The organism is Pararhizobium qamdonense, from assembly GCF_029277445.1.
GTDB classification, from domain to species: domain Bacteria; phylum Pseudomonadota; class Alphaproteobacteria; order Rhizobiales; family Rhizobiaceae; genus Pararhizobium; species Pararhizobium qamdonense.
Map to the genome: position 1 here is coordinate 2,986,139 of NZ_CP119566.1, position 23,404 is coordinate 3,009,542.

The following is a 23,404-nucleotide window of genomic DNA, read 5'->3' on the forward strand; positions in this document are numbered from 1 at the left end:
TCAGCCGGCAGCCTTGACCGGGCGTTTGGCTTCGACCTGGCCGACCGCATCGACGACGGCATCGAAGGTCAGCATGGTCGAGGCGTGGCGTGCCTTGTAATCCCGAACCGGTTTAAGGAAGCGCATGTCTTCGAAACGGCCCGATGGCCCCTCCCCGTCCGCCTTCAGCATGGCCAGCATGTCTTCGCGCGCCTGGCGGATTTCCGCAGATGTGGCGCCGACGACATGGCGGGCCATGATCGAGGACGAGGCTTGTCCAAGCGCACAGGCCTTTACCTCATGAGCGAAGCCGGTGACGGTATCGCCGTCCATTTTCAGGGTGATCCTCACCTTCGAACCACACAGCTTGGAATGGGCGCTGGCCTCGGCGTCCGGGTCGGCAAGCCTACCAGTTTCGGGGATATTGCCGGCAAATTCCAAAATCCTGCTATTATAGATTTCGTCCATCATTCGGCGCGATCCGCTTGTTTTTGCGCGTTTTCAGGCAAACGGCGCATGATTTTCTATCGTATCTCAGAAAAAAACACAGTGTCTCCATCTGCGCCTCTTTCACATGTGTCCCGGCATATTATATGCTATGTCGTGTGGGGGCGACAGGTTCGCAAGAGCGAACAGTCGCCTGTTGTTTGGGAAACCGTGCCGGATGATCCAGAGCCCTTAACCTCTGCAAATCAAAAAGCCCCGGAGCCCGCCGACGGAAACCAGGCCTGCAATCGTCAGGTCAATGGCCAATGGCGAGTTGTCCGAAAAGATAAACGTCACGTAACGCTTGTTACGCCAAGAGGCCATTATGGACGCCATAGTCAAGAATTTTCCTGCCGTGACCGCCACCGATGGACGGCCGAGCCAGAAGGAAGCCGAGGACGCCGTTCGCGTTCTCCTGCGCTGGGCAGGCGACGATCCGGCCCGCGAAGGGCTTCTCGATACCCCTGCCCGCGTCGCCAAGGCCTATAAGGAACTTTTTTCCGGCTATGACCTGGCTGCCGAAGACGTTCTGGGCCGCACCTTCGAGGAAGTTGGCGGCTATGACGACATCGTGCTCGTCAAGGATATCCCGTTCTTCTCGCATTGCGAACATCACATGGTTCCGATCATCGGCAAGGCGCATGTCGCCTATCTGCCCGATGGCAAGGTACTTGGCCTGTCGAAGATCGCGCGCGTTGTCGATATCTTCGGCCGACGTCTGCAGACGCAGGAAACCATGACGGCGCAGATTGCCAAGGCGATCGACGATACGCTGCAGCCGCGCGGCGTGGCCGTAATGATCGAAGCCGAACATATGTGCATGGCGATGCGTGGCGTCCAGAAGCAGGGCTCGACGACATTGACCACCACCTTTACCGGTATCTTCAAGAACGAGCCCGCCGAACAGGCCCGCTTCATGACCATGCTGCGGGGCTTCAAGTAAGCTCCGTCAACCGGAGCCCTTCCGATGACCCTTGAATTTGACCGCCCGTCCACCGACAAGGCGGAACTGGAATCCGGTTCCGCTTTCACGCCCCGTTTCGACAGCAATGGACTGATCACCGCCGTCGTCACCGATGCCGGCGACGGCACGCTGCTGATGGTGGCGCATATGAACGCGCAGGCCTTGGCGCTGACGATCGAGACCGGTATCGCCCACTATTACAGCCGTTCGCGAAAGAGCCTCTGGAAAAAGGGCGAGACCTCCGGTAACCTGCAGACAGTCGAAGAAATTCGCACCGACTGCGATCAGGATGCTTTATGGCTGAAAGTCCGTGTCGCCGGCCATGACGCAACCTGCCACACCGGCCGGCGCTCGTGTTTTTACCGGTCCGTTGGCGTCAAGGACGGCGTCACGTCACTTAACATCATTGATACCGAAATTCATTTCCATCCGGGCGATGTCTACGGCAAAAATTAATCATCTGACGCTTTTTGGCTCAGCTTCTTGACTGGATTCACGATTTCGCAACCAGACTGGGAGCGTAATCTTGACAACGAGGATGCGTTCCGCAGGGAACACCCGGCCGCAACGCCCTCCTGTAGATTGAGTATGTACGGCATGCACTTGCAAAGCAGTAATGCGAGACGTGACGGCCTGTAACAGTGTGTTCTGCGGCATGGAGGTGCCGGATGTTGAACTGGACATTCAATCGCAGCGGTATCACCGCAGACGCTTCCGCACCCGGCGGCCCTTCCCACGCCCTGGTGTCTTCCCCACCCGAACAGATCAAGCCGCCGAAATCCAAGATCGCGCTGGCACTTGGCGGCGGTGCCGCGCGCGGCTGGGCGCATATCGGCGTGTTGAAAGCGCTGGATGAAGAAGGCATCGAAGTCGGGATGATCGCCGGAACCTCGATCGGCGCGCTGGTCGGAGGCTGCTATCTGGCTGGAAAGCTCGACGAACTCGAAACATTCGCCCGCTCGCTCACCATGCGCCGCATCGCCGGATTGCTGGATTTCGCCATCGGTGGCGGCGGGCTGTTTGGCGGCCTGCGCCTGACCAAGCGCATGCAGGAACATCTGCAGGACATGGCGATCGAAGATCTCGACCGCACATTTGTGGCCGTCGCAACCGAGGTCAATTCCGGCCATGAGGTCTGGATCGGCCAGGGATCGCTGATCACCGCCATCCGCGCCTCCTACGCCCTGCCGGGCATCTTCGAACCGGTCAAATGCAACAACCGCACGCTGATGGATGGCGCGCTGGTCAATCCGGTGCCGGTCTCGGTCTGCCGCGCCCACGAGCAGCAGCTGGTCGTTGCCGTCAACCTTAACTATGACCTTTATGGCCGCTCCGCCGTGATCAAGCACAATGCGGGAAGCCGTGCCGTCGAACAGCCCGCTGTGGCGAAACAACCGGAAGGCCAGGCCGGGCGGCTGGGCATGACCAGTGTGATGGTGCAGGCCTTCAACATCATCCAGGATCGCATTTCGCGGGCGCGGCTTGCCGGCGATCCGCCGGATCTGGCGCTGCATCCCAAGCTCAACGATATCGGCCTGTCGGAATTTCACCGGGCCGGAGAAGCGATCGATCGCGGCTATTACGAGACCAAGTCGAAGCTCAGCGAGCTGCAGCGCCTTCAGGATGTGATGCTGCGATAGAGATCGCTGCAAACAATGATGCCGCGCGGCCCGGTTCGGGTGCGCGGCATTGTCATGTTCCGTGGATGCCTCAGCCGGCGATATAGGCCTTGATCTGTTCGGCCTCATGCTCGATCGCCCGGATATGATGGCGAACCGCGTCACCGATCGAGACGATGCCCACCAGGCGTCCGTTGGTTTCGACGGGAAGATGGCGGGCGCGCATATTGTTCATGATTTCCATGATGCCGTCGATGCTCATCTCCTCGGTGCAGCTATACACTTTCGACCACATGACGTCCGATACGGTCTTATCCAGACAGTCGGCCCCGAATTTGGCCATGGCGGCCACCACGTCGCGCTCCGTCAAGATACCGGCGATCTCGTCGCCGGGCTTGACGATGATGACGGCACCGATGCGATTTTCACTCAGCAAGGCCACCGCCTGGCGCACTTTCGCCTGCGGATCGACCGTCACGACCTGACGGCCTTTTTCATTCAGTATGGCTTTAACAGACATTCAAACCCTCCCGTTTCAGCGACCTTGAATCTGACCGGGATATTGGCGAACCGCCACGCGCTTCTCGCGCTGCGGTTTAGGACCAATTCGCAAGACAGACATCATTCCTGCCGCTTTATCTGCCCATTGGCACCAAACCGCTCTCCTCACGGTTTCATGCTGGACGCGAATGGTGCGCCACAGACTGTGGAAAATCAAGCGTTCTCGGTGAGATCGCCGATCTTTGAAAGGCGATCAGCCGCGCGCCGTGCTCACTTGCGGGGGGTCGAAAAGGCCAAACAGCAGAAAGCCGAACAGGAAGCCGCCAATATGCGCTTCCCAGGCGATGCCGCCCGCTCCGCCAAAGGCAAAGACGCCAAGGCCGATCAGGAAATTGGTGAGGAACCAGATGCCGGTGAACACCACGACCGAGCGGTTCGACAGCGCCTCGCCGACGGTCAGGCGGCGGTTGAGATGCGCAAACTGGCGGCTGATGCGGCCGCTTGGGGAAAAGACGAAGCGGGCTGCAGCCCCCATCAAACCGGCAACCACGCCGGAGGCACCGACGACGAAGATCGTCTCGCCCCAATGGAACGCCACATGCAGGGCGACAGCGGCAACCGCCGACAGGCACCAGAACAGCATGAACCGTATGAGGCCGATTCGGCGTATCACCGGCGCGCCGAAGGCCACCATCCAGAACCCGTTGAAAATCAGGTGTTCCCACGAGCCGTGCAGCAAGGAATAGGTCAAGGGGCTCCAGAGCCAGGCGAGCGTCTGATCGGCGAGCGGATGATCATAACGCGCCGGCCAGAAGGCGAAGTTCAAGATCACCTCGCTGTCGAGGGGCGCGGACAGAAGATAGGTGCGTACGGCATGGATGACGACCAGAAGCGCCAGCATGGCGACAAGACCTGCCGGCAGGTTGAACGCCGGTTCGCTGACCCGCGTTGCAGCATCTGCTTCATTGGCCTGCGGCGGCGTCGCACCGTCGGTTTGGTCGGTCATCCTGCTCACAATTCCTTTCGCCGGCATATCGTCACCGGCCTCTTAACGCCCCGCTCTATACGATTCATGGCTGCGTCAAAAGCGGTGAGATGCGCGGCACTTGTTCGCACGGCTGGCGGAGCCGATCAAATCAAAAGGATTTGTAATGGGCATGACCGTTTGCAGGCGAAAAAAAGGCCGTCCAGTCAGGAACTGAACGGCCGTTGAGCCCCCCAAAAACCTTGAGGCCCGCAAGTCAGTGTGCCGAAGGCAAACCCTTCGTGAAGTGATGCGCTTCCATGCCACCGGAGCCGGACGCTTTCAATCGAAACCAAACATTAACCTTAATATCGCGCTGGCACGGAAATCGCACTGATATCCCTGCGGGCCATGTTTTTCCCGCCAGATGTGCCAGACCGGCACAGATATGTTTCGAATGGAATGAGAGCATGCGCAGCAAGACCGCTATCGAGATCTATGCCTATTGGGACGCGTTGCGCGGCCATCGAGATGTGCCGTCGCGCAGCCAGATTGAGCCCGGCCAGATTCGCAACATCCTGTCAGACCTGTTCATCCTGGAAAAAACGCCGCGCGGTGATATCCGTTTCCGGCTCGCCGGCACGCGCATCTGTTCACTGTTCGCGCGCGAGCTGCGCGGCTCGACATTCGACGCACTCTGGCTTGCCAGCCAAACCGGCCGCCTCGCCCGCATCGCCGACAATGTAATGACGGAAAAGACGCCGGTCGTGCTGTCGGCATCGTCGCTTGCCGGCACCGCCGACCGGTTGCCGACCGAAATCATCCTCCTGCCGCTGCGCTCCCCCGATGGCGTGGTGGACCGGATCATCGGAGCGCTGGTGCCGCATTCGAGACCGCTCTGGCTGGAGGCGACGCCGGTCAATTATCTCGATCTCGACGGCATTCGCGTTCTCGACATCGAAAAAACCAACCTGTTCATGCAGTCGAGACCCGAAAAGCCCCTGCCCGCACCCCGCCAGCACGCGGGCCATTCCACAATGGGCGATCAGGGGATTGCTGGCGCCATCCGCCGGGTTCTGCACCTGCGCGTCTTCGAGGGTGGCCGCAATGATTAATACACCTCAAATGCAAAGGAGCAAAAAAACCTTCTATTAACTGGAACAGGGTAAAGCTGTGGGCTGGGTGGACATCGCACAAGTGTGATCATGTATTCGTTTCAACAATCACAGACGGCCGGAACAAAGCCTCACAACGAAGGCGCTTTTCAGCGCGTTTCGGTGAATCTGACGGGCCGCCTGATGCTTGCCAATCACGACGAATTCGAATGCACCGCCATCGATATGTCACCCGGCGACGTGCTCTTCACCTCCGAGGCCCGGCCGCGGACCGGCGAACGCATCATCGCCTATGTCGATCATGTCGGCCGCCTCGAGGGCACGGTGTCGCGGCTTGCCGACAATGCCTTCGTCATCCAGATCAATGCCACCGACCGCAAGCGCGAAAAGCTTGCCGCCCAGCTGACCTGGATTGCCAACAAGCACGAGCTGGGCCTGCCGGAAGACCGGCGCCACGACCGTCTTGCCCCACGCAAGACCCGCACGGAAATCACGCTCGACGACGGCAGCAAATATGTCTGCCGGATCATCGACCTCTCCCTGTCGGGAGCTGCCGTCGATATGGAGACCCGCCTGCCGCTCGGGACCGCCATCCTGCTTGGCAGCATGAAAGGCCGTGTGGTGCGTCATTTCCAGGAGGGCGTGGCGATCGAATTTCTCGGAATTCAGTCGCGCGAGGCGTTGCGCGAGTTTCTGTAGCGCCGCAGCAGAATTGTCCGGCCGAAGTTTCAGGCCTGTTTTTTCGTCTTCTTGCCCCGGTTATATGCGACCGCCGAAGCGACCAGCTCTTTCAGTGCGCGTGCATCGATCGTGTCGCCCTCGAAAACATCGATCGACCGCCACACCTTGCCGCCAAAGCCGTTGTTGAAGAGCTTTTCGGGATCGGCTAGGCTTGCGCCATGCGAGAAGGTCAGCTTCACCTTTTCCTTGTGGGCATTGCCGACAATCATGTTGCCCTCGCAGCACCAGACCGGGCTTCCCATCCACTTCCACTCTTCGGCAATATCCGGATCGGCAGCGAGGATCGTCTTGCGCAGGCTGGCAAGCGTTGCGCCGCGCCAATCGGTGAGACCGGCAATCAGCGCGTCGATATTTTCGGATGGCGTCATGGATTTCATGCCTCCACTTGGATTTACCGTGCAGACCAAAGCTTGCCGCAGTCTATGCCGCAGCATTGAGGCCCGCAACGCTTGCGATCAGAGCTGCGCTTCAATCGCGCTTTTGTCGATTACGGACCAGACATTGGCAATCTTGCCGTCTCGAAACTCGTAGAACACATTTTCGGTGAAGGTGATCCGCCGGCCGTTGATGGGCAGATCCATGAACATTGCCAGCGGCGTGCAGTCAAACAGCAGCCGGCTTGCGACAAAGGGCGGATCGGCGACCAAGATCTCGATATTGAACTTAAGGTCGGGAATATCGCGATAATTGCCCTCAAGCATGCTGCGATACCCGGCAAGGCCAATGCGGCGGCCGTTATGGCAGGCATCCTCACCGACATAGTGCCCGAGGTTCGGCCAATCCTGGCTGTTGAGACAGGCAATGTAGCCCGTGTAGATATCCGAGAGTTCACTCATCGCATTTTGTCTCCTGCTATTGCGGGCATCCTCAATTCCGGTCTGCCGGGATAATGAGGACATAAGCCGGCTCATGCAGCAAGCAAGACTGTCCCCCATTTGCTCCTTGTCGGCGCGCCGGGCGGCGCCCCAATATGGTACAGGTGATTGCGTACAGCCGCATTGTTTTGGCAAAATCACGATCCCGCCATGATTTTCCGTGCCAGAATAAAAATAATTTTTTCGGGATTTCCAGCACATTGCGGCGGGAAACGGTCACTGCTTTGGTAAATCAAGTCTAAACCAGCAAAGACACTCTTCTTTTCCAGCAGCCCGGCTCTCCCGGCCGCGTCTGGAAAACATCCGCCAGAGCACCGCTTTCGCAACAGAATATGCTGCATTTCCGGCGGGATGGATGGTTTTGCAAGGGTTAACGGCGGCTGTTCCATGGCGGGAAAGGCTCAAATTTTAGATAAATTTGCATCAATAACAACTCAAACTTTATTCAAGTTTAGTTTGAGTTTTCTACTTATTTCAATTTGTTTTGTACTTTATTTTACTTCCGATTTTCGCGAGCAATAAAAAACTCGGTGTCATTGTCACTCCAGAACGGGGAGACAAGCATGACAATGAAAACTGTCCTGAAGACATTTCTGAAAGCTGGCCTGATCGGCGCGTTTGTTTCCGCAGCGGCGGTACAGTCGGCGTTTGCCCTGCCCGCGAACATGATCACCGGCGGCAGCACCAACCCGCCGGTTGGCCACTATGAATTCTGCCGCAGCCTGCCGCAGGAATGCCGCGCCAACCCGGGCAGTGGCGCCCCGTTGACGCTGACCCGCGACGGCTGGAAGACAATTCTCGAGGTCAATTACGACGTCAACGAATCCGTGACGCCGATGACCGACAAGGAAATCTACGGCGTCGAAGAGCACTGGGCCTATCCCGACAAAGTCGGCGATTGCGAAGACTATGTGCTCTTGAAGCGCAAGCGCCTGATGCAGGCCGGCTTTTCGCCATCCGACCTTCTGATCACCGTCGTGCTGCAGCCGAGCGGCGAAGGTCATGCCGTTTTGACCGTGCGCACCGATCGCGGCGATTTCGTTCTCGACAATATGCGCAACAAGGTCCTGCTCTGGTCGGATACCGAATATACCTATCTCAAGCGTCAGTCGGAACAGCATTCCGGCCGTTGGGTAAAGCTTCAGGACGGCCGTACCGTGGCTGTCGGCAGCGTCAGCCAATAGGGCGAGCCAAGACCAGACATACGCAACCCGGCTCAGGATGCCCGGCTGCCGTATGAAAGGGCTTCGGTCAGTCCCCGTCCCAGACCAAGGCCCTGCAGGCCGGTTCCGCTGTCCCCGGAACCGGCCTTTTTCTATTGCGCGCGATTCAGCGGTTGCCGGCAGCAACCGAACGTGATTCTGGCAATATTCACCGAAAATTAACCATGTTGGGCGAGCTTGTCTTCACGTCTCAAGCTTGAAAATCCGTGAACCAGCGCCTGTTCCATCCCGGCACAGGCAACGCCTTTAGCGATACACTCCGTCAACGACACGAAGACCGCGAACCATCGATGACAGTCCATGCAGCAACCGCCGGTCCTGACGATCACGCTCCGCTGATCTCCTCGCGTTTCATCTGCATGTTGACGGTTGTGGCCGTGAGCATGGCAGCCTTGACGGCAACGATCAGCCTTGCCGGCCGCTGGTACGGAGAAAACCTGGCGCTGGCGGGGCACACGACCAGCACGGAACCCACCGATATCCTCATCGGCCAGGATCATCTGCGGTTTTCCGCCAATGTCATCCGCTTCGAGCAGCAACGCGAAACCGGGCGCGCCGAACGGGTCGATCTCTACCTCACCTGGCCGGGAATGCAGGGCTATACGGACGAGACGCGGGCGCTGTTCAACGATGTCAGCCAGCCCGGCGCACTGCTTTTCCTCGATATTTCGCAGAGTACGATGTCGCGCGACATGTCGGGGCGGATCGAGCCGATCTACCAGCATCTTTTCAGCGGCAAGCTCCTGCCCGGCCCGGCGGGACTGGTGCGGCATGAAATGAAACAAAATTCGGGTTACGGCGAGGAAGTCTTCTTCACCGCGAACCGGGATGGCGGCACACCGTATGCGGTGCGCTGCATGATGCCGGCAACGCCTGCGTTCTCCACCAGCGCCGATTGCCAGCGCGATATCCACATTGGCCGTGATCTTGTTGTGCTTTACCGGTTTTCCAGCCAATTGCTGCCACAATGGCAGGCCATCGACACCGCCGTTGAGGCATTCCTGAACAAGAGCCTGATCCCCTGACCGGCCGCTCACCGCGAACCCGTTTCGCGGCGCCATCCGGTTTTGACGCCTGTACCGAAATGCAAAAGAACTGTCCAACAGCAGAAACCAATCATTCATCATAAACCGATTGGTAACGCTATCCCGCTAGTGTTTCGAGAACAGTCGTTTCTGGAGGCCTCGCCCGGACGACATCTGTGAAAATAGAATGAAGAGTAGTGAAGTGCCCCAAACCATATTCAACGGCTCCGCTCCGTCTGTCCTATTTTTCAAGAAGGCATGCCGGGTCCTGCTGATATCGCTGACCGCCACATTCACTGCGGTCTCCGTCGCCTCCGCTGCAGAATATGCGGGCATCGTCGTCGATGCAAAGACCGGCAAGGTTCTTTACAGCGAGAATGCCGACAGTTTGCGCTATCCGGCATCGCTGACCAAGATGATGACGCTCTACCTGACCTTCGAGGCGCTGGAAGCCGGCAAGATCAGGAAGGACACGCCCGTCACCTTCTCCAAGAATGCATCCGCCGAGCCGCCATCGAAGCTTGGCGTACGTTCCGGCAATGCGATCACCGTGGAACAGGCCATCCTGTCCATGGTCACGCGCTCCGCCAATGATTCGTCGACCGCCCTTGGCGAACTGCTCGGCGGCTCCGAAGAACGCTTTGGCCGCATCATGACCAACAAGGCGCGCGCGCTCGGCATGACCCGCACCACCTACCGCAACGCCAACGGCTTGCCGAACGATGCGCAGATGACCACGGCACGCGACCAGGCCCGGCTTGGCATGGCGCTTCGCCAGCATTTCCCGCAATATTATTCGTATTTCTCCACCCGCAGCTTCCGTTTCGGCAAACAGACGATCGGCAATCACAACCGTCTGCTCGGCAATGTGCGCGGCGTCGATGGCATCAAGACCGGCTATACCCGGGCTGCGGGCTTCAACCTCGTAACCTCGGCCCAGGCCGACGGCCGCAGCATCGTCGGCGTCGTCATGGGCGGCAAGTCCGGTGGTGCCCGCGATGCGCAGATGCGTGCACTCGTTGCCAAATATATGCCATCGGCTTCGCGCCGTGGCGGTGGCAATCTCGTGGCCGAGACGGCCGATGCGCCGACCATGGTCCAGGCTGAAGAACGTCCGGCAGAAACCATTGTGGCTGCGACAGGCGGCAGCTTCAACCTGCCGAGCAACGGCCCGGTTCCGGATTTCCGCTATAGCGGCGAAACCACCAAGAGCATCGAAGTTGCCTATGCGGCACCGGTCAAGGCCAGCGCCAATCCGCTGCTGCGCCAGAATGCCCAGCCGAACACGCTGGAAGCGCAGAGCCAGAAGCTTGCCAAGGCAGCACCGGCCCCGGCTGCTGATGTGGACAACCAGATCACCAATTCCGTTGCCAAGCAGGCCGCAGATATTGCCGACACGGCGCCAGCCGGCTGGGTCATCCAGATCGGTGCCACGCCGGACAAGGGCCAGGCAGCAGCACTCCTTGCAAATGCCAAGGACAAGGGCGGCAAGGCGCTGCGCGGTGCAACGCCCTTCACGGTCGCTTTTGCCAGCGGCGACGGCCATCTCTACCGGGCGCGCTTTGGCGGCTTCTCCGACCAGAACAAGGCTCTTTCCGCTTGCAAGTCTCTGAAAAGCAAGGGCTTTGCCTGCTGGGCAAGCGCCCAGTAAAAAACGGCATGACAACAGTTTCGATCAGCGGCGTGTTGCGTTTGCCGGTGATCCTCCTCGGATTTGGTTTTGCGTAACGAGGTCAGTTATGGGAATGAATGAGAATGGACCGGGCATGACGCCCGCGCCGGACAAGAAGCGCAAGTCGCCGCGTTCTGGCCTGCACCCCTTGCATGAAGCGGCAATGCGGATCGCCGAACTCGGCAGCCGCCCGCGCTCGAAGACCAAGGATCTGGTGACGCTGCTTCTGACGCATGGGGCCCGTGCATGGCGCTCGACACAGCCGGATGCACAGATCCATGTGCATGTGACCTCGCCTTCCGGGCGCTACCCGATCCGGCTGCGGCTCCGCTAACAGCGACATATGACAATGAGAAAAGCCCGGTCATGCCGGGCTTTTTTCGTAGTTACAATCATGTTTAGAGAAGGCCGAGTTCGGCCAGTTCGCGGCGCAGTTCCAGCGGCATTTCCGCCGTACCAGCGCCAAGCGCCGACAGGTCGCGCGGGGCTTCATTGTCCTGCAGATAGCGCCAGCCCTGAAAAGCGCGGCGCGGCTGATAGGTGGTCTCGATGACTTCCGGGCCCAAAATCAGATTGCAGCGGCCGATGCCTTCGCCGTCGGTGAAGGTTTCGATGCCGGTCAGCCGCTGGCGGGCCTGCACCTGCCCCTTGATCACCCAGTAGAGCGATCCGCCCTGCAGCAGTTCCTCGACGCGCTTGGGGACCATCCGCGTCGTATGATAGGAATGCGGCTCCAGACCGGCGGCAACAGCCGTCAGCGCTTTGCGCGACACCCATTCACGAAGGTCGTCAATCGATTCTGCTCCAACGCAGAGCTTGATGAGATGCAAGGCCATGGCCGGAGTTGAACACCCGCAGAGCGGTCGCGGTCAAGCCTGTTGTCCGGCCGCTCCACAGCTGGGTTGGTGTCAGCACTCCACGACGTTGACGGCGAGCCCGCCCGTCGAGGTTTCCTTGTACTTGTCATGCATATCGAAGCCGGTCTGGCGCATCGTCTCGATGCAGGCGTCGAGCGGCACGAAGTGCTGACCGTCGCCCTTGAGCGCCAGGGAGGCCGCCGTGACCGCCTTGACGGCGCCGAGCGCATTGCGTTCGATGCACGGAACCTGGACAAGACCGGCGATCGGATCGCAGGTCATGCCGAGATGATGTTCCAGCGCGATTTCGGCAGCATTTTCGATCTGCTCCGGCGTGCCGCCCATGACGGCCGCAAGACCCGCTGCCGCCATGGCAGATGCCGAACCGACTTCGCCCTGACAGCCGACCTCGGCACCGGAAATCGAGGCATTGAACTTGATGATGCCGCCGATCGCCGCCGCCGTCAGCAGATAATCGCGAATGCCGTGATGATCGGCATCCTCATGAAAATGCAGGTAGTAACGGATGGTTGCGGGAACGACGCCGGCGGCGCCATTGGTCGGCGAGGTGACGACGCGGCCGCCGGCCGCATTTTCCTCGTTTACCGCCATGGCATAGACACTCAGCCAATCGTTGGCGAGCAAGGGATTGATCTTGTTGGAACGCCATTCGTCCTGCAGCTTGTCATGGATCATGCCGGCGCGGCGGCGGACCTTCAGGCCACCGGGAAGAATGCCCGAGCCGTTCAGGCCACGGTCGATGCAACTCTTCATCGCGGCCCAGATCTTGTCGAGCCCCTCGTCGAGCTCTTCGGCCGATACCGAACATTCCTCGTTGGCCCGCTTCATCTGGGCAATCGACAGGCCGGAATGGCGCGCCATGTCGAGCATCTGCTTTGCGCTCGAGAAGGGATAGGGCACCTTGACGCCACCGGGCTTGGTCTTGCTCGCCTTCAGGGCTTCCAGTTCCGTATCGGTGACGACGAAGCCGCCGCCGATGGAATAATAGACGCGCTTCAACAGCAGGCGTCCGTCCTTGTCGAAGGCGGAGAAGGACATGCCGTTAGCGTGACCGGGCAGCGGAACCTTCTTGTCGAAGACAAGATCGGTCTTCGGCTGGAATTCGTAAGCGGGGTGCCCGGGGGGCGTGATGCGTCCGGTGCGTTCGACTTCATCGATGATCGGATCCATCCGGTCGGGATCGACGCGGTCCGGGCGTTCGCCCATCAGGCCGAGGATCACCGCCCTGCCCGTTCCATGGCCGATGCCGGTAAAGGCCAGCGATCCGTGCAGGCTGGACTTGATCGACGCGACCGCGGCATTGGCCGGGCGTGGCCAGTCGCTGGAGAGAATGAGGTCGAGAAAGCGGTTGGCCGCCGACATCGGTCCCATCGTATGCGAGCTGGAGGGGCCGATGCCAATCTTGAAAACGTCAAAAACCGAAAGAAACATGCGAACTCCGCCCCAGGGCTTGTGAAGACCGGACAAGGCTGCCGGACCACGATCATTGCATCGAAACTAGGCCATCCTGCGCCCGTCATCAGGCGATCAACCGACATCTGCTCCTGCGCATGCGACACGGGTGGCCGCCGGGTGGCTGTAGCACGATTCCTCACTCATAAGTCGCCATGCCCGCCCATGGATTTCAAGGGGTGGGTTAAACTTTCACCATGCCTTGCAATTTTAGCAAACCATGCCAAAAACGAGGCATGACACTGACAGACTATATCGCATTGGCGGTCTTTGCATTGCTGTGGACCGGTTACAACTGGGCCACGGACGGCAAGGTGCATCTCAAGCGCATTAGCCTGACGCGGCTGATGATGGAGAACCGGCGGCGCTGGCTGCTGAATTCACTCAACCGCGACCTGAAGATGATCGACACCCAGATCGTCGCCGGACTGCAGGCCGGCACCGCCTTTTTCGCGTCCACGACGATCTTTGCGCTGGGCGGCTGTTTCGCGCTTCTGGGCGCCACGGACCGGGTTGAAGCGATCATGGGCGATCTGCCCTATGTGTTTCATGGTGGGCGCACGGCGTTCGAGCTGAAGGTCGGCGGCTTGGCCTGCCTGTTTGCCTATGCTTTCTTCAAGTTCGCCTGGTCCTACCGTCTGTTCAACTACTGCTCCATTCTCGTCGGCGGCATTCCGATGATGTCGGATATTCTGCAGGATCGCCCCCGAGCCGAACGCGCCGCCGGGCGCGCTGCCAAGATGAACATTCTCGCCGCCAAGCATTTCAATGCCGGATTGCGCAGCGTCTTTCTGTCGATCGGCTATCTCGGCTGGTTCATCAGCCCCTACGTCTTCATGGCGCTGACCGTCTTCGTCATCTTCGTGCTGACGCGGCGGCAATTCTATTCGGAGGCGCGCGAAGCCCTTCTTGACGACACAAACCCCTGAAAGTCTTGAGGAAGCCAATCTCGGGCAGGCACACCCATAATGCGTTGCGCCAAGCCTGCTGGTCCAAGATGCCGCCTGTTCAGAAAAGATAGAGTGATGCCGAATATCAACACAGCCACCGAAACCGACAACGGCGCCACACATCCGGCAGCCGCAGCCCCACGTGGCCGGATATGGGCAATCGACACGCTGCGCGGCATCGCGCTGATCGCCATGGCGACCTATCACTTTTCCTGGGATCTCGAATATTTCGGCTATCTCGATGCGGGCACGGTCGGTACCGGCGGTTTCAAGATCTCTGCGCGGATGATTGCCAGCAGCTTTCTGTTTCTGGCGGGTGTCGGGCTTGTGCTTGGCCATTATCCGGTCTTCAAGGCCCGGCCCTTCGCCATCCGCTTTGCCAAGATCGCGGCTGCAGCCCTGGTCATCACCATCGCCACCTGGTTTGCCTTTCCGGACAGTTTCATCTTCTTCGGCATCCTGCATTCGATTGCCGCAGCCAGCCTGATCGGCCTTGTCTTCCTGCGCCTGCCTGCGGTCGTTACGCTCGTTGCCGCCGCCTGCGCCTTCGCCGCACCATTCTATCTGCGCTCATCCTTTTTCGACGCACCGGCGCTCTGGTGGGTGGGACTGTCGGAAACAGTGCCGCGCTCCAACGATTACGTGCCGTTGCTTCCCTGGCTCGCACCGTTTCTTGCCGGGATCGCCATCGCGCGCATCGCCATGAACTTCGGATGGTTTGAAAAACTGCGCAGCGATGGCAGCGCGCGCTGGAAAAGGGCGCTCACGGCAGCCGGCCGTCACAGCCTGATCATCTATCTCGTTCACCAGCCGCTGTTGTTTGCGCTGGTCTATGCCTATTCGCTGGGCTTTCCGGCGGCCAAGCCCGATCCGCTCGTCACCTATCAAAACAACTGCGTGGCCTCCTGCAGCCTACAGGAAAGTGCTGCGATCTGCACCACATTTTGCAGCTGCACGCTTGACAAGCTGATGGAAGAAAATCTGTTTGAACCGCTGAACCAGGGCAAGATCGATGTCAACGACGCGCGCGTGTCGCTTATCGCCGGGCAATGCACCCTTCAGTCACAGGACAGCGGACAGGGATCAGATCCCGTTGCGCCGGGCCGCTGAGCACTCAACAGCCGCAGTTCGTCAGTGGCGGCGGGTGACGCTCAAGAAAAGACTGTAAAGGTGGCTCAGGTACCGACGCCGATTTCAGCCAGACGGGTGAGGCATGCTTCCTCGACATTGCCGAGTTCTTCCAGCGTTTCCTCGATATCCTTGCGCTTCTGGTTGAGTTCGTCGCGCTTTTCTTCGACACGCTTCATCAGCAGGCGCAGCTGTCCGGCCTCGCCCGGCGGGTCGCGGTAGACCTGGATGATTTCGCGGATCTCGGCGATGGTGAAGCCGATACGGCGGCCACGCAGGATTTCCATGATCAGGCGGCGATCTGCCGAGCGGAACAGCCGTGTCCTGCCGCGCCGCTCCGGGTGGATCAGCCCCTCATCCTCATAGAAGCGCAGCGTGCGGGTCGAAACGCCGAATTCCCGTGTCAGCTCGGTAATGGTATAGTACTTGTTCACGCCTGCCTCGCCTTGCGCCGCAATGTTCAAAATCAGGCGGAATGTGCCTGATCATGCGCCTGCGGTTGAAGTGTTGCACCGGTCAACAGGCCGGAATCGAGGCCATCACGATGCGAAAGGGCAGTTTGATTGACTTTGACGTAAAAGTCAAACTTTCGCCGGATGTCAACTGACCCGGAACCACCAGGTTGCAAGCCCGAGAAAGGCAAGAAAACCGGTGACATCGGTGACTGTCGTGACGAAAACGGCCGAGGATACAGCGGGATCGGCCCCGAAACGGTCAAGCAGCAACGGGATCATGATGCCGGCGAGCGCTGCAGCGATCATGTTGATCAGCATGGCGGCGGCAATGATACCGCCGATATTGTAGTCCTGAAACCAGGCTCCGGCGACGATGCCGATCAGGACGCCGAACAGCATGCCATTGAAGAGCCCCACCCCCGCCTCGCGGCGCACGACTCGCCAGGCATTGTGAATATCGAGGTCGCGGGTGGCCAGCGCGCGTACCGTGACCGTCATGGTCTGCGAACCCGCATTGCCGCCCATGCCGGCGACGATCGGCATCAGCACGGCCAGCGCCACGATCTGCTGGATCGTCGCCTCGAACAGGCCGATGACCGAGGCGGCCAGAAAGGCGGTGAACAGATTGACCATCAGCCATGGGACGCGCGAGCGCGACGTGCTGACGATCGAATCGGACAGTTCTTCATCGCCGACGCCGCCAAGGCGCATCAAGTCTTCTTCGGCTTCTTCCTGGATGACGTCGACCACGTCGTCGATGGTCAGCACGCCGACCAGGCGGTTGTTCTCATCGACCACAGCGGCCGAAAGAAGGTCGTACTGCTCGAAAAGCTGGGCTGCCTCTTCCTGGTCCATCTCGGCCGGCACCGGATGGTTGGTCTCGCGCATGATGGTCTCGATCTTGACGGAGCGCTTGGTGCGCAGCACCCGGTCGAGATCAAGCGCGCCGAGCAGCTTGAAGGTCGGGTCGATAACAAAGATCTGGGTAAAGCTCTCGGGAAGATTTTCGTCTTCGCGCATGTAGTCGATGGTCTGGCCGACCGTCCAGAATGGCGGCACCGCGACGAATTCCGTCTGCATGCGGCGTCCGGCCGTGCTTTCGGGATAATCGAGCGACCGCCTCAATCGCACCCGTTCGGTAAAAGGCAGCTTCGACAGGATTTCTTCCTGGTCCTCCTGGTCGAGGTCTTCCAGAATGTAGACGGCGTCGTCGGAATCCATTTCGCCAAGGGCTGCGGCGATCTGCTCGTTGGGCAGATGCTCGACGATATCGAGACGGATCGCCTCGTCCACCTCGGTCAGGGCCGACAGGTCGAAATCGTCGCCGAGCAACGACACCAGCGCCCGGCGCTGATCCTGCTGGATTGCCTCGAGCAGGTCGCCCATTTCCGATGCATGCAGCCGCGCAACGTGCTGGCGCAGATAGAGAAGATCGCGGTCGGCAATGGCAGCACCGACATGCATCAGATAGTCGGAGCGCACCGAGCCGTCTTCGGCGTAGATATCCGAGCCGTCATAAACATCGGCTTCGGGGGGATTGCGGTCTTTGTCCTGCTCGCCGGTACTGCTCATCTGCCCGCCCTCAAAAGAATTGCAGCCATCCAAGACGCCGGCTGAACCGGACGGGAGCAGGAAGGCAATGTCTCAGACTGGTGACTGCGGCGCGCTGGAAAAGCGAACCGCACTGTCCTGCTAACCCAACAAACGGATGAGGTCCACCACCCTATGGGCCGCCAATCCGATCGTACCCGCGTTTTTGCGCAAGCTGTTGCAAAATCATGTGAAATGTTTAGCTCTGAGCGAGCAAATACAATGGAGCCAGCCCTTGTCCAGACGACCGATCCTGCGTTTTCCCGATCCGCAGCTCGCCCTGCCCGCCGCAGCGGTTGTGGAATTCGACGACGCGCTGGCGGCTCTTGCGGCAGATCTTCTCGACACGATGCGGGCCGCGCCCGGCATCGGCGTCACGGCGCCGCATATCGGCGTGCTGCAGCGCCTGACAGTCATTGAGCTTGACGCTCAATCCGGCGTGAAGACCTACGTCAATCCGGCGATCATCTGGTCGTCCACTGAGATGATTTCGCATGCGGAAGGCAGCGTCTCGATGCCCGGTATCAGCGAAGACGTGACGCGTCCAAACAGCGTGCGGGTGCGCTATCAGACCTTGGCTGGCGAGGTGAAGGAAGAGGAAGCCTCAGGCCTCCTGTCCATCTGCCTCCAGCACGAGATCGATCAACTCGACGGCATTTTCTGGCTTCAGCGATTGTCGCGGCTGAAGCGCGAGCGGGCGGTCAAGCGCTTTGCAAAGCAGGAGAAAACACAAGGATAAGCTGGAGAAAACAACAATTTTTCAACCAGGAAAAGCCCACAACTCCACCCTAAATAGGTTTATAGATTAGTACAGGAGATAATGGATGGACAAACACTTGCTACGTATATTTCAAATGCAAGTCCTAGATCAGTGCAAATATCTTTTGGCTTCGGCCAAAGGCATTGATGCGGGCCTCGCGAACATGGACGTCGATCAAACAATGTATTTTCTGCAAAATTTACTCAACGCAGGCGCAAATATTTCTAAAATGCTGTGGGGGCAAAGAGGAAAAAAAGCAAATGACCGTGCACTGCTGCGTGCGAGTATTGGCATATCGGATGGTTCCCCTCTTAGGCAAGTAACGATGCGAAACAACTTCGAGCATATGGACGAGCGCATTGACAAATGGTGGAGGGAATCTGAAAATAAGAACTATGTGGACAAAAATTTTGGAAGCAAAGAATCTTTTTTAACAAATCAGCCGATCGACAAGTTTCGGATTTTTGATCCTAAATCGCGCGATATAATATTTTGGGGTGAAGAGTTTAGTACTCAGGACTTGGTAACAGAGGCGCTGAGAATAATGCCGATTCTTAAACGCGAAATCTACAACTAATGCGGCAAACCCCAACATCAAAATCTATCTGAAAGCATTTAAACCAACCGGGCTTATTTTGTCTCACTGAGAACGAGGGGCTCGGGCGTACACCCGCTAAATGCTTGACCTTCACGCTTTATCAATCGGCGGTCAAACCCATCGTGCAAACATCCTTTTTGAACGCCTAGCTAGACTATCGGACTTTTCAGTCGCCACTTGTCTCAACCTACAGCGACGAGTTCCTCGTGGGAGAGGCCCAATTGTGAAATTGCTGTGAAACAACAAAAAACCCGGCATAAAGCCGGGTTCTTGGTGCGGTCGAGAAGACTCGAACTTCCACGGGTTGCCCCACAGCGACCTCAACGCTGCGCGTCTACCAATTCCGCCACGACCGCATCGTGGTAGATGCCGAATTGCTCCGGCGGGGCTGCATGTAGCAAAAGCATTTGGGGTGCACAAGGGCAGGATGACAGAAAGTTGACGGCGGGATCAACTATTTCAACAGGCTGGTTGGCGCGTGCCTGAGAATGCTGGACTCTTGGCCTTTGACGTACCATTTAGAAAAGTAAATCAACGGGATTGCTTGGACCATGCAGCGCGAAAATCTGGAGAAAACCTTCTTTGCAGCCGAAGGCTGTCCGCCGGTGCGGTGGAGAATCGCGCCCTCCCCGGTCGATTATGCGGACGCCGTCGAAACGATGGAGCGTGAGGCAGCAGCCATTGCCGCCGGCGAGGCCGATGAACTGGTCTGGCTGGTCGAACACCCGCCGCTCTACACCGCCGGCACCAGCGCTGATGCCGCCGATCTCGTGATGCCCGGCCGTTTTCCGGTGTTTCAGACCGGCCGCGGCGGCGAATATACCTATCATGGTCCAGGGCAGCGCGTAGTTTACGTCATGCTTGATCTGAAGCGGCGCAAGCAGGATGTCCGCGCCTTTGTCGCAGCGATCGAGAGCCTGGTCATCGAGACGCTTGCCAGCATGAATGTCAGGGGTGAGCGGCGCGAGGACCGGGTCGGCGTCTGGGTGCGGCGTCCCGACCGGCCGAGCCTGCCCGACGGTTCGATGGCAGAAGACAAGATCGCCGCGATCGGCATCCGCCTTCGCCGGTGGGTGAGCTTTCACGGCATGTCGCTGAATGTCGATCCGGAACTGGACCATTTCGACGGTATCGTACCGTGCGGCATTCGTGGCTATGGCGTCACCAGCCTGGTCGATCTCGGCATGCCGGTGATGATGACCGATGTCGACATCAAGCTTCGCCAGGCCTTCGAGACTATTTTCGGCCCGGCGGTCAATGATCTCGGCTGTCAGCCCTGCGACCAGGAAAACAACCGGTCCGTCGCATAGACGACGGCGTAGCCGTGCAGCGCCACGGCGGAGTAGAGCCCCAGGCCGCTGAGGATCCGTTGGCTGCCTGTCATCTCGTCCAGGCGGTGGCGCGGCTTGACGCCGGTGCTGCCCATCATGCTCAACAGGGCAAATACGGCAAGCCCCGCCAGAAGGGCCGGCGCCGACAGGCCGACCCGCCAGCCGACAGCGGCAATGATCAGGGTGATGAGGAAGCTTCCCACCATCCGCCCGCTGCGGGAGCGGAAAACCTGGCGCAGGACCTGGCCGCCATCGAAGCGGTTCATCGGCAACAGATTGAGCAGGTTGAACGCCCCGAGGATCAGCAGGAAGATCAGCACCGCCGTTCCCGAGCCGAACGTGCCATGGCCGGCTGCCTTGTGCAGGATGATGGCGGCGGGGATGAGGAAGGCCGACAGGCCCGCCCCCATCAGCGCGCAGGTGGCAACCTCGAAGAGCGAATTATAGGGCCGGCCGCCGATGGCAATGCCGCCTAACAGCGGCACGAAGATCATTCGCACCTTCCTGTGGCCAAACGCGCGATAGGCAGCCAGATGCCCCAATTCGTGCAGCACGATGACCAGCGTCAAAAGCGTCGATAACATCAGTCCGCCACGGGTGAGACCAAAGAACGGCCACAAGAGCAGCGTCGATAAAACCGCCAATCCGCATTGGACCAATGGATGCTCGAAGACGGCGCGCGCCGGTTTGCTCTCGCCGGTGTCGAGCCATTGCTGCAGGGATTTCATCTCGCGCCGCAGGGAAAAGAAGCGGAAGATCAGAAAGGCAAGGCCACGATAGCGGTCGGTCTGCTCGATCGTCAGGTGCATCACATCTCCGTCCCCGCCAAGACAACGGCGCTCGGAGAAATCCGTCCAGAAGGCGGCGTCAAGGGCGCTGTCTTCCAGCACGCGTGCTGTGTACTCAGTACCGGAGAGCGATTGCATGATCTGCAACGTGCGGACGATCGGTTCGCCGTGCCGGTCGAGATGGGTATAGGTCTGCTGCACCCGGTCGGGTGCGTCCGCAAAGCTTTGGCTGGTCAAAACCGAATGGTGCCAGTCTGCCGACTGGCCCAGCGGAAAGATGGCGTTCCAGATCTTGTCCCGGCTGGCATGAAACGTCCGGCTGACCCGTATGGTCCGCACACCCACGGGAAAAGCGAGAAGAAGCCAGAGAAGCCCGACATTAATGACAAGAAGCGCGATCGCCGGTGCATGCGTGGCCATAGGCGCCTTTCCCTTGATCGCCAGCCGGACGGCGGGCGATGGAGCGTGAAAAATCGTACGGGAGGCTGCCGCGGATCGCCAGAGGGATTACCGCCTCTTGCGACGCGATAATCCCTGGAGAAAAGACACAGCCGATGCGAAACGGCGATTGAACCGAGCATCAGCCATGTCTTCCCGGCGATGGAACATGCCGGACAAGAAAGACGACGGTCATCCATCGTTTCCTCTCCCGTTTCATCATGAAACTGGAGTGAACCTAGACGGCTTCAGTTGCCAATCCGGAAAGAATGTTTGTTAGCAGAGACTTGATGGATTCACTCCATTTTGAGCATTAATCCGGCCCGGCGTTCACGCCAGATCATGAACAGGCCCGAGCCGATGATGATGGCGATGCCCAGCCATTTCGACAGTGTCGGGAATTCGCTGAAAATCAGGAAGCCCAGTACCGTGCCGGTGATGATCTCCAGATAATGGAACGGCGCCAGAAGCGATACCGGCGCCGCCTGAAACGCCTTGACCACCATCAGATGGCCGTAGCCGGAAATGGTGCCGAGCGCGATGACCAGAACCCAGCCCAGCGTGGAATGCGGCAGCGACGGAATAAAATCCACCGAATCCGCAGTATAGCCGACGGCGATGGCGGCAACCATGAACAGCGAGCCGCCGATGCCGGCAATGGTCTGCATCGTCAGGGGTGTATCGGCATTTCCAACCACCCTGTTGAGCAGCAGATAGCAGGCAAACAGGAAGGCGCAGAAGACCGGCAGCAGGGATTTCAGCCCAAAAATCTCAAAACTCGGCTGGATGACGATCATGGCGCCGCCGAACCCGACGAAGATGGCGAGCCAGCGCCGCCAGCCGACCTTTTCGTGCAGGATCAGGGCCGAAAGGCAGGTGAGGATAAACGGTTCGACGAAATAGATGGCGAAGACGTCCGCAAGCGGCATGTATTTGACCGAGATGAAAAACAGCAAGGCCGCAGCGGCGAGGAGCACGCCGCGCAACAGGTTGAACCAGAGCCGCTGGGGTTTGAGCGCGCGCAGGCCACCGGTCGATAGAAGCACCGGCAGCACGGAAACCACCTGGAAGAAGAACCGGTAGAAGGTCACCTGCGCCGGCGACATGCCCTGATAGACCGCCATATATTTGGCGATCGCGTCCATGCAGGGCAGGATGATCATCGCTCCCAGCATGATGGCAAGTCCCTGCATAACGGTATGCGTGGGTGCTACGGCACTCGGCGAAGATGGGGTCACGGGAGATATCCGATTGTGGGCGCCGTCCGGAAAAGGACGCGCACAGAAGACGCTTTTGGCGGTATTTTTGACGTGGAAGGGTGTCCAATTTCGCAGCAGGTTCTATAAATTGCAACAGTGAAGTCTTCGACCGCAATCGCGGCCGCCCCGGAACTCGACCCACCCAAGCCCCAAAGGCAAAAAGGAGAGACCGATGCGTCTATCGACGGAAACCGCCCTGGCAATGTTGCGCAGGCCAAGCGACAACGACACGTTGGGGGGCCGCATCTGGCGGGCGCGCGATGCGATGAACCTCTCGGTCAAGGACCTTGCCAACCAGCTCGGCGTTCGCGGCGATACGATTTCGGCCTGGGAGCGCGACCGCTCCGAACCGCGCACCAACCGGCTGTTCATGCTGGCCGGCGTGCTGGGGGTCACACCGGCCTGGCTGATCGCCGGGATCGGCGAAGCGCCGAAGGACGAACTGTCCAATACCGTCTCCGGACAGTTGCGCGATCAGCTGGCGCAAGTGAAGAAACTGCACGAGCAGACGGGAAAGGCGATCTCCGCTCTTGAGATGGAGATCAACCGCGTCCTACAGGACATGTAGGATTTCAACATCGATTCTCAGCCGATTCCGGCTTGAGCGCCACCG

27 protein-coding genes and 1 tRNA gene are annotated in these 23,404 nt (G+C 59.2%); 15 read left to right on the plus strand and 13 right to left on the minus strand.

Going from position 1 to position 23,404, the window contains the following annotated elements; translation table 11 throughout:
- Positions 1-447: an iron-sulfur cluster assembly scaffold protein gene (locus tag PYR65_RS14455; protein ID WP_276121064.1), complete on the minus strand. Its 447-nt coding sequence runs from the start codon at positions 445-447 to the stop codon at positions 1-3.
- A gap of 343 nt (positions 448-790) precedes the next feature.
- Here PYR65_RS14455 and folE point away from each other — a divergent pair, with 343 nt between their 5' ends.
- The 3 genes from folE to PYR65_RS14470 all read left to right on the plus strand — a co-directional run bounded on the left by folE (position 791) and on the right by PYR65_RS14470 (position 3,069).
- Entirely contained in the window at positions 791-1,408 is a 618-nt protein-coding gene (folE, locus tag PYR65_RS14460) for a GTP cyclohydrolase I FolE (RefSeq protein ID WP_060638351.1), read from the plus strand.
- A gap of 24 nt (positions 1,409-1,432) precedes the next feature.
- The gene (hisI, locus tag PYR65_RS14465; protein ID WP_060638352.1) at positions 1,433-1,885 is read left to right on the plus strand and encodes a phosphoribosyl-AMP cyclohydrolase; all 453 of its coding nucleotides are present in this window, start codon (positions 1,433-1,435) and stop codon (positions 1,883-1,885) included.
- Positions 1,886-2,097: 212 nt separating this feature from the next.
- The gene (locus PYR65_RS14470) at positions 2,098-3,069 is read left to right on the plus strand and encodes a patatin-like phospholipase family protein (protein ID WP_276118501.1); all 972 of its coding nucleotides are present in this window, start codon (positions 2,098-2,100) and stop codon (positions 3,067-3,069) included.
- Positions 3,070-3,139: 70 nt separating this feature from the next.
- Here PYR65_RS14470 and PYR65_RS14475 read toward each other — a convergent pair whose 3' ends face one another.
- Both PYR65_RS14475 and PYR65_RS14480 read right to left on the minus strand, forming a co-directional pair.
- Complete coding sequence (locus PYR65_RS14475) at positions 3,140-3,568, minus strand: CBS domain-containing protein (RefSeq protein ID WP_276118502.1); 429 nt, start codon at positions 3,566-3,568, stop codon at positions 3,140-3,142.
- 234 nt (positions 3,569-3,802) lie between these two features.
- Positions 3,803-4,555, minus strand: coding sequence for a rhomboid family intramembrane serine protease (locus PYR65_RS14480; protein ID WP_276118503.1), 753 nt, complete (start codon positions 4,553-4,555; stop codon positions 3,803-3,805).
- A gap of 428 nt (positions 4,556-4,983) precedes the next feature.
- Here PYR65_RS14480 and PYR65_RS14485 point away from each other — a divergent pair, with 428 nt between their 5' ends.
- Positions 4,984-5,628: a PAS domain-containing protein gene (locus PYR65_RS14485; RefSeq protein ID WP_276118504.1), complete on the plus strand. Its 645-nt coding sequence runs from the start codon at positions 4,984-4,986 to the stop codon at positions 5,626-5,628.
- A gap of 90 nt (positions 5,629-5,718) precedes the next feature.
- Complete coding sequence (locus PYR65_RS14490) at positions 5,719-6,327, plus strand: PilZ domain-containing protein (RefSeq protein WP_060638357.1); 609 nt, start codon at positions 5,719-5,721, stop codon at positions 6,325-6,327.
- Positions 6,328-6,356: 29 nt separating this feature from the next.
- Here the strand turns inward: PYR65_RS14490 and PYR65_RS14495 are convergent, their stop codons facing one another.
- From PYR65_RS14495 to PYR65_RS14505, 3 genes are all read right to left on the minus strand, one after another.
- A complete protein-coding gene (locus PYR65_RS14495; RefSeq protein WP_276118505.1) occupies positions 6,357-6,737 on the minus strand; it encodes a DUF1801 domain-containing protein in 381 nt (126 codons plus the stop codon).
- 87 nt (positions 6,738-6,824) lie between these two features.
- Positions 6,825-7,205 (minus strand): ester cyclase, encoded by a 381-nt coding sequence (locus PYR65_RS14500; protein WP_276118506.1) that lies wholly within the window; start codon positions 7,203-7,205, stop codon positions 6,825-6,827.
- 176 nt (positions 7,206-7,381) lie between these two features.
- Positions 7,382-7,633, minus strand: a complete 252-nt coding sequence (locus PYR65_RS14505) for a hypothetical protein (protein ID WP_276118507.1) — start codon at positions 7,631-7,633, stop codon at positions 7,382-7,384.
- Positions 7,634-7,807: 174 nt separating this feature from the next.
- Between PYR65_RS14505 and PYR65_RS14510 the strand changes: the two genes are divergently transcribed.
- From PYR65_RS14510 to PYR65_RS14525, 4 genes are all read left to right on the plus strand, one after another.
- Positions 7,808-8,428 carry a transglutaminase-like cysteine peptidase gene (locus PYR65_RS14510; RefSeq protein ID WP_407951239.1) on the plus strand — a complete coding sequence of 207 codons (621 nt, stop codon included), beginning with the start codon at positions 7,808-7,810 and terminating at the stop codon, positions 8,426-8,428.
- 329 nt (positions 8,429-8,757) lie between these two features.
- Positions 8,758-9,492, plus strand: a complete 735-nt coding sequence (locus PYR65_RS14515; protein ID WP_276118508.1) for a hypothetical protein — start codon at positions 8,758-8,760, stop codon at positions 9,490-9,492.
- A gap of 187 nt (positions 9,493-9,679) precedes the next feature.
- Positions 9,680-11,143, plus strand: coding sequence for a D-alanyl-D-alanine carboxypeptidase (locus tag PYR65_RS14520; RefSeq protein WP_276118509.1), 1,464 nt, complete (start codon positions 9,680-9,682; stop codon positions 11,141-11,143).
- Positions 11,144-11,231: 88 nt separating this feature from the next.
- Positions 11,232-11,498: a hypothetical protein gene (locus tag PYR65_RS14525; RefSeq protein ID WP_060638361.1), complete on the plus strand. Its 267-nt coding sequence runs from the start codon at positions 11,232-11,234 to the stop codon at positions 11,496-11,498.
- Positions 11,499-11,562: 64 nt separating this feature from the next.
- Here the strand turns inward: PYR65_RS14525 and PYR65_RS14530 are convergent, their stop codons facing one another.
- Positions 11,563-12,000, minus strand: a complete 438-nt coding sequence (locus PYR65_RS14530; RefSeq protein WP_060638362.1) for a DUF1489 family protein — start codon at positions 11,998-12,000, stop codon at positions 11,563-11,565.
- 72 nt (positions 12,001-12,072) lie between these two features.
- Positions 12,073-13,473 carry an L-serine ammonia-lyase gene (locus tag PYR65_RS14535; RefSeq protein WP_276118510.1) on the minus strand — a complete coding sequence of 467 codons (1,401 nt, stop codon included), beginning with the start codon at positions 13,471-13,473 and terminating at the stop codon, positions 12,073-12,075.
- Positions 13,474-13,730: 257 nt separating this feature from the next.
- Here PYR65_RS14535 and PYR65_RS14540 point away from each other — a divergent pair, with 257 nt between their 5' ends.
- The gene (locus PYR65_RS14540) at positions 13,731-14,423 is read left to right on the plus strand and encodes a DUF599 domain-containing protein (RefSeq protein ID WP_060638364.1); all 693 of its coding nucleotides are present in this window, start codon (positions 13,731-13,733) and stop codon (positions 14,421-14,423) included.
- 96 nt (positions 14,424-14,519) lie between these two features.
- Positions 14,520-15,554, plus strand: coding sequence for a DUF1624 domain-containing protein (locus PYR65_RS14545; RefSeq protein WP_276118511.1), 1,035 nt, complete (start codon positions 14,520-14,522; stop codon positions 15,552-15,554).
- Positions 15,555-15,619: 65 nt separating this feature from the next.
- Here the strand turns inward: PYR65_RS14545 and PYR65_RS14550 are convergent, their stop codons facing one another.
- Positions 15,620-16,006: a MerR family transcriptional regulator gene (locus PYR65_RS14550; RefSeq protein ID WP_060638414.1), complete on the minus strand. Its 387-nt coding sequence runs from the start codon at positions 16,004-16,006 to the stop codon at positions 15,620-15,622.
- A 165-nt stretch (positions 16,007-16,171) separates the two neighbouring features.
- Positions 16,172-17,599 carry a magnesium transporter gene (gene mgtE, locus PYR65_RS14555; protein WP_060638366.1) on the minus strand — a complete coding sequence of 476 codons (1,428 nt, stop codon included), beginning with the start codon at positions 17,597-17,599 and terminating at the stop codon, positions 16,172-16,174.
- A 253-nt stretch (positions 17,600-17,852) separates the two neighbouring features.
- Between mgtE and PYR65_RS14560 the strand changes: the two genes are divergently transcribed.
- Complete coding sequence (locus PYR65_RS14560; protein ID WP_276118512.1) at positions 17,853-18,356, plus strand: peptide deformylase; 504 nt, start codon at positions 17,853-17,855, stop codon at positions 18,354-18,356.
- Between the two features lie 85 nt (positions 18,357-18,441).
- Positions 18,442-18,954 (plus strand): hypothetical protein, encoded by a 513-nt coding sequence (locus PYR65_RS14565; RefSeq protein WP_276118513.1) that lies wholly within the window; start codon positions 18,442-18,444, stop codon positions 18,952-18,954.
- Between the two features lie 292 nt (positions 18,955-19,246).
- Here the strand turns inward: PYR65_RS14565 and PYR65_RS14570 are convergent.
- Positions 19,247-19,331 (minus strand) — tRNA-Leu (locus tag PYR65_RS14570).
- Positions 19,332-19,526: 195 nt separating this feature from the next.
- On the opposite strand from PYR65_RS14570, the gene lipB reads away from it, so the two are divergent.
- The gene (lipB, locus tag PYR65_RS14575) at positions 19,527-20,285 is read left to right on the plus strand and encodes a lipoyl(octanoyl) transferase LipB (protein WP_276118514.1); all 759 of its coding nucleotides are present in this window, start codon (positions 19,527-19,529) and stop codon (positions 20,283-20,285) included.
- Here lipB and PYR65_RS14580 read toward each other — a convergent pair.
- Together PYR65_RS14580 and PYR65_RS14585 are read right to left on the minus strand one after the other, a co-directional pair.
- A complete protein-coding gene (locus tag PYR65_RS14580) occupies positions 20,246-21,514 on the minus strand; it encodes a zinc metalloprotease (protein WP_276118515.1) in 1,269 nt (422 codons plus the stop codon). The genes lipB and PYR65_RS14580 overlap by 40 nt on opposite strands.
- A gap of 314 nt (positions 21,515-21,828) precedes the next feature.
- Positions 21,829-22,725, minus strand: a complete 897-nt coding sequence (locus tag PYR65_RS14585; protein WP_276121066.1) for a DMT family transporter — start codon at positions 22,723-22,725, stop codon at positions 21,829-21,831.
- Between the two features lie 238 nt (positions 22,726-22,963).
- Here PYR65_RS14585 and PYR65_RS14590 point away from each other — a divergent pair, with 238 nt between their 5' ends.
- On the plus strand, positions 22,964-23,359 hold the full coding sequence (locus tag PYR65_RS14590; RefSeq protein ID WP_060638371.1) for a helix-turn-helix domain-containing protein: 396 nt from the start codon (positions 22,964-22,966) through the stop codon (positions 23,357-23,359).
- The last annotated feature ends 45 nt before the right edge of the window (positions 23,360-23,404 follow it).